Source organism: Sphingomonas bacterium (genome assembly GCF_903644135.1).
GTDB lineage: Bacteria > Pseudomonadota > Alphaproteobacteria > Sphingomonadales > Sphingomonadaceae > Sphingomonas.
In genome coordinates this window covers 1-8,373 of the sequence record NZ_CAHJXA010000105.1, presented here as the reverse complement: position 1 = coordinate 8,373, position 8,373 = coordinate 1, and the positions used below count along the sequence as shown (strand labels likewise).

Below are 8,373 nucleotides of genomic sequence, written 5' to 3'. Positions count from 1 at the left end.
GCGCAATGGACTAAAGATCAGATCCAAGGCCGTCTCGATGAATTTGTCTCTATTTACGACGGCGGCCGCGGGCTGTGCATTGATGTATGGCGCCGCGCGGGCGGCCGAGTCCTCGCCATCGACGCCGACCCAGCGCCAATGCCACGGTTCCCAGCCGACACCCTGGGCATTGCCAGCAGGGAAGCTCAGCTCGAAGCCGAAGCGCGGCGCGTTGGCGAGCAGCCACTGGCCGACCGGCGTCGCGGCGATGCAGTCGCGGGTATCAGCGCATCCAAGCGACGGTCGCGCGGCGAAATCGACGGCATAGCCGGTCTCGTGCTCGCTATAGCCGGGCGGCGCGACCATGTGCGCGCGGCCCTCGGTTTCGACGCAGCTGCGGCCGTGGCAGAAAACCGAGCGCTGATGCGCGACCGAGCGGTAGCAGGAGACGCCGCGCACCGTCCCCGCCACGCCGCTCGCCGCCTGCGCCGCCATCAGCTCGCCAAGCGCCGCCGCCACCGCCGGCTGCACCTGGCAGGGTTGGCCGACCGCAAACCCGGCCGGAGCGGACACCAATGCGGCAACACCGACATCGGCATAGGGCAGGTGGCCGAGCCGGCGCTCCCCATCGGCCGCTGGACCGGGCGCCGCCGCCTGCGCTGCCGTGGCTGTCAGCGCCAGAGAAACAAGCATCTGCACGGCTGCGCACTGGCATGACGCGGGCGAGGGTGGCAAGGCCGAGGCATGGATGGCGAGCGTGTGTTGTTCCTCGACGGCGAGGCCCTGGTCATCGACAAGCCGGCCGGGCTGCCGGTCGATCGCCCGCGCGACGGCTCGCTCAGCCTGGAGAACCATCTTGAGTCGCTGCGCCTCGGGTTCCAGCGCTGGCCGCAGGCGGTGCACCGGCTCGACCGCGACACCAGCGGCTGCCTGCTGCTATCGCGCAACCCCAAGGCGCATGGCCGTTTCCAGCGCGCTTTCGAAGCGGGGCAGGTCGGCAAGCGCTACCTCGCGGTGCTCGACGGGTTGGTGGAGGGCGAGGCGGGGGAAATCAACCTGCCGCTGCTAAAGGTCAGCACCGCCGAGGAGGGCTGGCGGATGGTCGGCGATCCCGACGGCAAGGCGTCGCGCACCGCCTGGCGGTTGCTCGCCGTGCGCGATGGCCGGTCGCTGGTCGAGTTCCGCCCCGCCACCGGCCGCACACATCAGATTCGTGTCCATGCCGCCACCGGGCTCGGCATCGCCGTGGTCGGCGATCCCGTCTATGGCCGCGCCGACCGGGCAGGGATGATGCTGCACGCAGCCTCGCTGTCGCTGCCGCGGGAGGGCAAGGCGACGATCGAGGCGCAGGCACCGCTGCCGCCGCGCTTCGGCGATATGGGGTTCGTCCAGGAACCAACGACGTGATCGCGCTGCCGGAGACGGCGATCGAGGAGCGCTTCCTGGCTGCCACCGGGCCGGGCGGGCAGAACGTCAACAAGGTCGCGACCGCCTGTCAGTTGCGGGTCGACGTATATCGGCTGGGGCTGCACCCCGAGACCTTTGCGCGGCTGCGGACGCTGGCGGGCAGCCGCCTGACCGCGGCCGGCACGCTGGTGGTGACCGCGCGCCGCTATCGCACGCAGGAGGCGAACCGCGCCGATGCGCGCGAGCGGGTGGCCGCGTTGCTCGCCGCCGCCGAGGAGCGCGACGCGCGCCGCGTCAAGACCAAGCCGTCGCGCACCGCCAAGGCCAAGCGGGTCGACGCCAAGAAGGGCCGGGCGGTGGTCAAGGCCGGCCGCGGCCGCGTCGAGGTGGAGTGAGCATGTACCGGTTCGATGTCGCTGAAGGCAGCAAGGCGGAGCTGTACCGCGACCTCCTGGCCGCGCTCGACGCGCTGACCGCCGGCGAGCCCGACTGGGTGGCGAACTGCGCCAACGCGAGCGCGCTCCTGTGGCAATATTTGCCCGACCTCAACTGGGCCGGCTTCTATCGCATGGTGGCGGGCGAGCTGGTGCTGGGGCCGTTCCAGGGCAAGCCGGCCTGTATTCGCATCGCCGTCGGGGCGGGGGTGTGCGGGGCTGCGGTGGCGAGCGGAGCGACGCAGCTGGTCGCCGACGTTCACGCCTTTCCCGGCCACATCGCCTGTGATGCGGCGAGCCGATCGGAGCTGGTCGTGCCGATCACGCGTGATGGCGCGGTGTGGGGCGTGCTCGATCTCGACAGCCCGGTGCCGGCGCGGTTCGACGGCGAGGATGCCGCCGGCGTCGAGGTCATCGCCGCCTTGCTGGCGATGCGGCTCGGCCGATCGGCCTGATCCATAACGGGACAGCGCCCGCGCTGGCGACTCCCCTGCGGCGATGGTAAGCAACGCGTTAAGATGTGGCGCGTTGGCGCTTGACGACAGGGAGATTACCTCGATGCGCCTTCACTTGATCGCCGCTTCGGCCTTGGCGCTGCTTGCCGCCGAGGGCACGAGCGCCCAGCGGATGGTCATGCCAGGGCCGGGTGTCGGCCAGGGGACGATGGGCCGGGGCATGGGCTATGCCCACCCGCCGGTGCCGTCGCGCTGGGGCAGCCGGGTCGATGGTCACTGGTGGGGCGGGGTCAACGCGCCCGGTGGCTGGAACGCCTATCGCCGGCCGGTGCGCGGCTGGAACCTGCCGAGCTACTGGGTGGCGTCGAACTTCGCGATCGGCGACTGGTCGAGCTACGGCCTGGGCCAGCCGCCCGCCGGCTATGGCTGGACGCGCTATTATGACGATGCGGTGCTGATCGACGGCAATGGCCGCGTGTACGACTGCGTCAACGGCGTCGATTGGGATCGTGGCGGCGGCTACGACACCGGCGGACAGGGCTATGACACGGTCTATACCTCGTCGCAGCGCGATTATGCGCCGGTGCCGCAGGATTATGCCGCGCCCGGTTACGTCCAGCCGACCTATGGCCAGTCGACCTACCAGACCCAGCCCGCCTATCCGGCCCCGTCGCCTTATGCCGTGACCTCCGGCTATGCGCCCGAAGGTGGCTATCCGGCCGGTGCGAGCTATGCGCCGCCAGCCTATGCCGAGCGGCGCAACAGCGGCGTCGGCGGTGCCCTGGTCGGCGGCGCGGTCGGCGCGGTCGCCGGCAACGTCATCGCCGGCCGCGGTCATCGGCTGGAAGGAACGCTGATCGGCGCAGGGGTCGGCGGCGTCGCCGGCTATGCGGTCGATCGCTCGTCGAGCCATCGCGTGCCGGTCGCGCCGCGGCAAGGCTATGGCTACCCGCCGCCACCGCCCGCCTATGCGCCCGCCTATCCCGCCGGAGCCGGCTACCCACCGCCGCCGCCGGGACCGTCGGGCGTGTGGCACTCGCCCGATGGCGGCACGGTCGTCACCACCAGTTCCGCTGGCGGCTATAACGGCGGCAGCACGACGGTGGTGACGGTGCAGACCGCGCCGGTGGTGACCACCACCACGACCGAAATCGTCGAGGACAGCGTCACCTACTCGCGCCACCGCGCGCCGCGCCACAAATGGGTCCGCCGCCGCCCCGCCTGCGGCTGCTGATTGGCACCTAGCTCAGCCGGTCGATCGCCTCGGTCGACAGCGATCCCGGTACGATCATCACCGGCACCGGCAGCGATCCCGCGTCGGTGCCGGCGAAGTGGCTGACCAGCGGCCCCGGCGCACCCGCCGCCGCCGCGCCCAGCACCAGCGCGGCGATGTCGGGATTGCCGGCGATGATCGCGCGGATGACCGCCGGCCCGTCGCCCTCGCGCACGGTGATTGTCGGCTTCAGCGCCGATTCGGCGATCAGCGTCCCCGCCGCCGCCGCGACCAGCCCCTCGGCATGGAGGTGCGCCTCCTCCTCGATCGTCGCCTGCAGGCCGCCGAACGCGATGAACTCCTGCGGTGGCACCAGGCTCAGGATCTCGACGCCGCCGCCGGTCTTCACCGCTCGCCGGGCGGCGAAGCGCAGCGCGATCTCCGCCTCGGGGCTGTCGTCGATCACCACCAGATAGATGCGCATGGCCCGCCCGTCCTTCGCGGCAGAGGTGCCGCGGTGCCGCGGATCGCGCAAGCGTCTTGACCACGCCGGACGCTGGCGCGAGAGACGGGGCTCTCCAGGAGCCGCTACCGATGCCGATTGCGATCAAGATGCCCGCGCTGTCCCCGACGATGGAGGAGGGGACGCTGGCCAAATGGCTGGTCAAGGAGGGCGACACGGTGAAGTCGGGCGACATCATGGCCGAGATCGAGACCGACAAGGCGACCATGGAGTTCGAGGCGGTCGACGAAGGCGTGATCGCCAAGATCCTGGTGGCGGAGGGCACGGACGGCGTGAAGGTCGGGGCCGACATCGCGCTGCTCGCCGAGGAGGGCGAGAGCGCCGGCGCGGCCGATGCGCCCGCGGCCAAGGCGGCGACGCCGCAGCCGGCGGATCCCGAGTTTCGTGGCCGCCCCGACCCGACCGACCCCAACACCAAGGGCGACGAAGGCGCGCCGGTCGAGCGGACCGAGACGCAGGCCGAGGATCACGGCCGCCCCGCCGATGCCGGCGAGGCCCCCCGGGCGGAGCAGCCGGCGGCGGCACAGCCATCCCGGGCAGCGGCCGACGAGCGGATCAAGGCCAGCCCGCTCGCCCGCCGTCTTGCCGCCGGCCGGGGTATCGACCTGGCCGGGGTGACCGGATCGGGTCCCAATGGCCGCATCGTCCGTGCCGATCTGGAGAGTGCCAAGGCCGAGGCCGCGCCCGGCCAGCCACCCGTCCAGGCGCAGGCCGCGCCCGCACCCGCCGCCGCTGAAGCTCCCGCCAGCCAAGCCCCTGCACCCAAGCCGGCGGCAGTTCCCGACATCCCGCACCAGGCGGCCAAGCTCAGCAACGTGCGCAAGACGATAGCGCGCCGCCTGACCGAATCGAAGCAGCAGGTTCCGCACATCTACCTGACCGTGGACGTGCAGCTCGACGCGCTGCTGGCGTTGCGCGGCGACCTGAATGCCAGCCTCGCGTTGCGCGGCGTCAAGCTGTCGGTCAACGACCTGATGATCAAGGCGCTGGCCGCGGCGCTGGTCGAGGTGCCGAGCTGCAACGTCATGTTCACCCCCGACCAGCTAATCAGCTTCAGCCGCGCCGACATCTCGGTGGCGGTGTCGACGCCGGCGGGGCTGATCACGCCGGTGATCGTCGACGCCGCCGCCAAGTCGCCCTCGGCGATCTCGGCCGAGATGAAGGAGCTGGCGGCGCTCGCGCGCGACAACAAGCTGAAGCCCGAGCAGTATCAGGGCGGCACCGCATCGCTGAGCAACATGGGCATGTACGGCATCAAGCAGTTCGACGCGGTCATCAACCCGCCCCAGGCGATGATCCTGGCGGTGGGCGCGGGCGAGAAGCGGCCATGGGTGATGCCCGACGGCAGCCTGGGCGTCGCGACGATCATGTCGGCGACCGGCAGCTTCGACCACCGCGCGATCGACGGCGCGGACGGGGCGCAGCTGATGCAGGCGCTGAAGCGGCTGGTCGAGAACCCGCTGGCGATGATCGCCTAGGACCTGGCGATGACCGACCTGCCCAGGGGATCGCCGACGATCCGCGTCACCGCGATGCCGGGCGACGCCAACCCCTATGGCGACATCTTCGGCGGCTGGCTGATGGGACAGATGGACCTCGCGGCCGGCTCGGTCGCGTCGCGCCATTCGGGCGGCCGGGCGGTGACGATCGCGGTGGACGCGATGAAGTTCCACGCGCCGGTGCTGGTCGGCGATGAGGTGTCGGTGTTCGCGACGCTGATCGCGGTCGGCAACACCTCGATGACGGTCGAGGTCGAGGCATGGCGGCGCGCGCGCCACGTCGAGGAGATGTGCAAGGTGACGCAGGCGCGCTTCATCTTCGTCGCCACCGACGAGGAACGGCTGCCGCGCCGGGTGCCGGGGTTGCCGGCCGCAATTCATTCAGATCAGGACACGAGCATTGGCTGACAGTTTCGACCTCATCATCCTCGGTTCCGGCCCCGGCGGCTATGTCGCCGCGATCCGGGCGTCGCAACTCGGCCTCAAGGTCGCGATCGTCGAGCGCGAGCGGCTGGGGGGGATCTGCCTCAACTGGGGGTGCATCCCGACCAAGGCGCTGCTGCGCACCAGCGAGGTCTACCACTATCTGACCCACGCCACGGACTACGGCCTCAAGGCGGACAATATCGGCTTCGACCTCGCCGCTATCGTTGACCGCAGCCGCAAGGTCGCCGGGCAGCTCAACGCCGGTGTCAAGGGGCTGATGAAGAAGCACAAGGTGCAGGTGGTCGAGGGCGTCGGCGCGCTGACCGGTGCCGGGAGAGATGGGGGCAAGCTGTCGGTCAAGCAGGGCGACAAGACGGTCGAGCTTGAAGCCAAGCACATCCTGATCGCCACCGGCGCACGGGCGCGCGATCTGCCCTTCGCCAAGGCGGACGGCAAGCGCATCTGGACCTATCGCCACGCGATGGTGCCCGCCGAGATGCCGACCAAGCTGCTGGTGATCGGCTCGGGCGCGATCGGGGTCGAATTCGCTAGCTTCTACCACGACATGGGCGCCGAGGTGACGATCCTGGAGATGCTGCCGCGCATCCTCCCGGTCGAGGACGAGGAGGTCAGCGCGTTCATGGAGAAGCGCTTGGCCAAGGACGGCATCGCCATCCGCACCGGCGCCGGTCTGGAGAATCTTGAGACCGGCGCGAACGGCGTCACCGCCTCCATCAAAGGCGGCGACGGCACCGTCACCACCGAGGAGTTCAGCCACACCATCGTCGCGATCGGGATCGTCCCCAACACCGAGGAGATCGGGCTTGAGGCGCTGGGCGTCGAGACCGAGCGGGGCCACATCAAGGTCGACGGCTATGGCCGCACCAATGTCGAGGGGGTCTATGCGATCGGCGACGTCACCGGCGCGCCGTGGCTGGCGCACAAGGCGAGCCATGAGGGCATCGTCTGCATCGAGAAGATCGCCGGCGGCGACCCGCATCCGTTCACGACCTGGAACATCCCCGGCTGCACCTATAGCCGGCCGCAGGTCGCATCGGTCGGCCTGACCGAGGCCAAGGCCAAGCAGACCGGGCGCGAGGTCAAGGTCGGCAAGTTCCCCTTCATCGGCAACGGCAAGGCGATCGCGCTGGGCGAGGCGGACGGGTTCGTGAAGACGGTGTTCGATGCGAAGACCGGCGAGCTGCTCGGCGCGCACATGGTCGGCGCGGAGGTGACCGAGCTGATCCAGGGCTATGTCGTCGCGCGCCAGCTGGAGACGACCGAGGCCGAGCTGATGGAGACGGTGTTCGCGCATCCGACGCTCAGCGAGATGATGCACGAAAGCGTGCTGGGCGCGTACGGTCGGGCGATCCATATCTGATGCGCAGGCGGGCGGCGCTGTCGGGGGCGGCGCTGCTTGGCTCGCTGGCGCTCTTCTGGCCCGGCTATGTGATGTACGACAGCGTCGCCCAGTACGGGCAGCTGCTGTCGGGTGAGTATCTGGACTGGCATCCCCCGGCGATGGCGCGGCTCTGGTCGGTGTTCGGCGCGCATGGTGCTGCGCCGATGCTCGCGCTGCAGCTCGGCTTGTATTGGCTCGGGCTCGGGCTGATCGCGGCGGCGTCGGCACGGCGGGTCGGGCTGGCGGTGCTGATGATCGGGGCTTGGCCGGTATTCCTCGGCTGGCAGGGCGTGGTGCTCAAGGATGGGCAGATGATCGGCGCGCTGCTCGCCGTGGCCGGGCTGATCGGCTGGTGGCGATTGCGCGGACGGCCGGTGCCGTGGCCGGCCGTGGCCGGCGTGGCGGTGCTGATCGCCTATGCGGTGCTGGTCCGCTCCAACGCGGTGTTCGCGGCGGTGCCGCTGGCGGTGCTGCTGACCCCGGCTATCCGCGGCGGCGTGGCGCGAACGGCGGCGATCGGCCTTGGCGTGGTGGTGGTGCTCGCGCTGCTGTCGCCGATCAACCACCGGCTGTTCGCCGCCAGGCCGTCGGGGGTCGAACGGACGCAAGCGATCTACGACCTGGCGGGGATCGCGGTGCGGCTGCCGCCCGACGCCGCCCATACCGGAATGCTGCCGAACGAGGCAGCCGAGCTTGCCGCCAGACATTGTGTCCGGCCGTTCTTCTGGGATCCGCTCGGCGAGCCCGACCGCTGCGACGACACGGTCGACCGGCTGCGCCACGTTCCTGCCGGCGCGCTGTACGCAACGCTCGCCGATGCGATCCTGCACCATCCAATCGCCTATGTCGGCCATCGGCTGGCGCATCTCAACTCGACCGAGCGCTGGCTGGTGCCGTGGCGCTGGCCGAGCGCAGCGCCGCCGTTGGCGAGCGAACCGAACGACGAGGGGCTGGGCTCGCCGGCTCGCGTCGCCGGCTGGTGGCAGCGGCTGGCGGGCTGGCTGATCGAGACGCCGCTCGGCTGGCCGCTGCTGT

At 70.6% G+C, this 8,373-nt stretch carries 10 protein-coding genes; 8 read left to right on the top strand and 2 right to left on the bottom strand.

Annotated elements, in window-relative coordinates; all coding sequences use genetic code 11:
- Positions 1–672: M15 family metallopeptidase (locus HUU96_RS07315; protein ID WP_174292180.1), on the bottom strand; the 672-nt coding region annotated here is incomplete at its 3' end.
- Between the two features lie 51 nt (positions 673–723).
- Here HUU96_RS07315 and HUU96_RS07310 point away from each other — a divergent pair.
- The 4 genes from HUU96_RS07310 to HUU96_RS07295 all read left to right on the top strand — a co-directional run bounded on the left by HUU96_RS07310 (position 724) and on the right by HUU96_RS07295 (position 3,509).
- A complete protein-coding gene (locus HUU96_RS07310) occupies positions 724–1,386 on the top strand; it encodes an RluA family pseudouridine synthase (protein ID WP_174292179.1) in 663 nt (220 codons plus the stop codon).
- Positions 1,383–1,781: an alternative ribosome rescue aminoacyl-tRNA hydrolase ArfB gene (arfB, locus tag HUU96_RS07305; protein WP_174292178.1), complete on the top strand. Its 399-nt coding sequence runs from the start codon at positions 1,383–1,385 to the stop codon at positions 1,779–1,781. The genes HUU96_RS07310 and arfB overlap by 4 nt, the downstream gene beginning before the upstream one ends.
- Before the next feature lie 2 nt (positions 1,782–1,783).
- Positions 1,784–2,275: a GAF domain-containing protein gene (locus HUU96_RS07300; RefSeq protein WP_174292177.1), complete on the top strand. Its 492-nt coding sequence runs from the start codon at positions 1,784–1,786 to the stop codon at positions 2,273–2,275.
- Positions 2,276–2,378: 103 nt separating this feature from the next.
- On the top strand, positions 2,379–3,509 hold the full coding sequence (locus tag HUU96_RS07295) for an RcnB family protein (protein ID WP_174292176.1): 1,131 nt from the start codon (positions 2,379–2,381) through the stop codon (positions 3,507–3,509).
- A gap of 7 nt (positions 3,510–3,516) precedes the next feature.
- Here the strand turns inward: HUU96_RS07295 and HUU96_RS07290 are convergent, their stop codons facing one another.
- Complete coding sequence (locus HUU96_RS07290) at positions 3,517–3,972, bottom strand: universal stress protein (RefSeq protein WP_174292175.1); 456 nt, start codon at positions 3,970–3,972, stop codon at positions 3,517–3,519.
- A 110-nt stretch (positions 3,973–4,082) separates the two neighbouring features.
- Between HUU96_RS07290 and HUU96_RS07285 the strand changes: the two genes are divergently transcribed.
- The 4 genes from HUU96_RS07285 to HUU96_RS07270 form a co-directional block, all read left to right on the top strand.
- Positions 4,083–5,489, top strand: a complete 1,407-nt coding sequence (locus HUU96_RS07285; protein WP_174292174.1) for a pyruvate dehydrogenase complex dihydrolipoamide acetyltransferase — start codon at positions 4,083–4,085, stop codon at positions 5,487–5,489.
- 9 nt (positions 5,490–5,498) lie between these two features.
- Positions 5,499–5,918: an acyl-CoA thioesterase gene (locus HUU96_RS07280; RefSeq protein WP_174292173.1), complete on the top strand. Its 420-nt coding sequence runs from the start codon at positions 5,499–5,501 to the stop codon at positions 5,916–5,918.
- A complete protein-coding gene (gene lpdA / locus HUU96_RS07275; protein WP_174292172.1) occupies positions 5,911–7,317 on the top strand; it encodes a dihydrolipoyl dehydrogenase in 1,407 nt (468 codons plus the stop codon). The genes HUU96_RS07280 and lpdA overlap by 8 nt, the downstream gene beginning before the upstream one ends.
- Positions 7,317–8,373: hypothetical protein (locus HUU96_RS07270; RefSeq protein WP_174292171.1), on the top strand; the 1,057-nt coding region annotated here is incomplete at its 3' end. The genes lpdA and HUU96_RS07270, both read left to right, overlap by 1 nt.

What these genes read in the sequence shown, in the direction of transcription:
- HUU96_RS07310 (WP_174292179.1), top strand. Translation starts at nt 724, where the DNA reads ATGGATGGCGAGCGTGTGTTGTTCCTCGACGGCGAGGCCCTGGTCATC.
- HUU96_RS07300 (WP_174292177.1), top strand. Translation starts at nt 1,784, where the DNA reads ATGTACCGGTTCGATGTCGCTGAAGGCAGCAAGGCGGAGCTGTACCGC.
- HUU96_RS07295 (WP_174292176.1), top strand. Translation starts at nt 2,379, where the DNA reads ATGCGCCTTCACTTGATCGCCGCTTCGGCCTTGGCGCTGCTTGCCGCC.
- HUU96_RS07290 (WP_174292175.1), bottom strand. Translation starts at nt 3,972, where the DNA reads ATGCGCATCTATCTGGTGGTGATCGACGACAGCCCCGAGGCGGAGATC.
- HUU96_RS07285 (WP_174292174.1), top strand. Translation starts at nt 4,083, where the DNA reads ATGCCGATTGCGATCAAGATGCCCGCGCTGTCCCCGACGATGGAGGAG.
- HUU96_RS07280 (WP_174292173.1), top strand. Translation starts at nt 5,499, where the DNA reads ATGACCGACCTGCCCAGGGGATCGCCGACGATCCGCGTCACCGCGATG.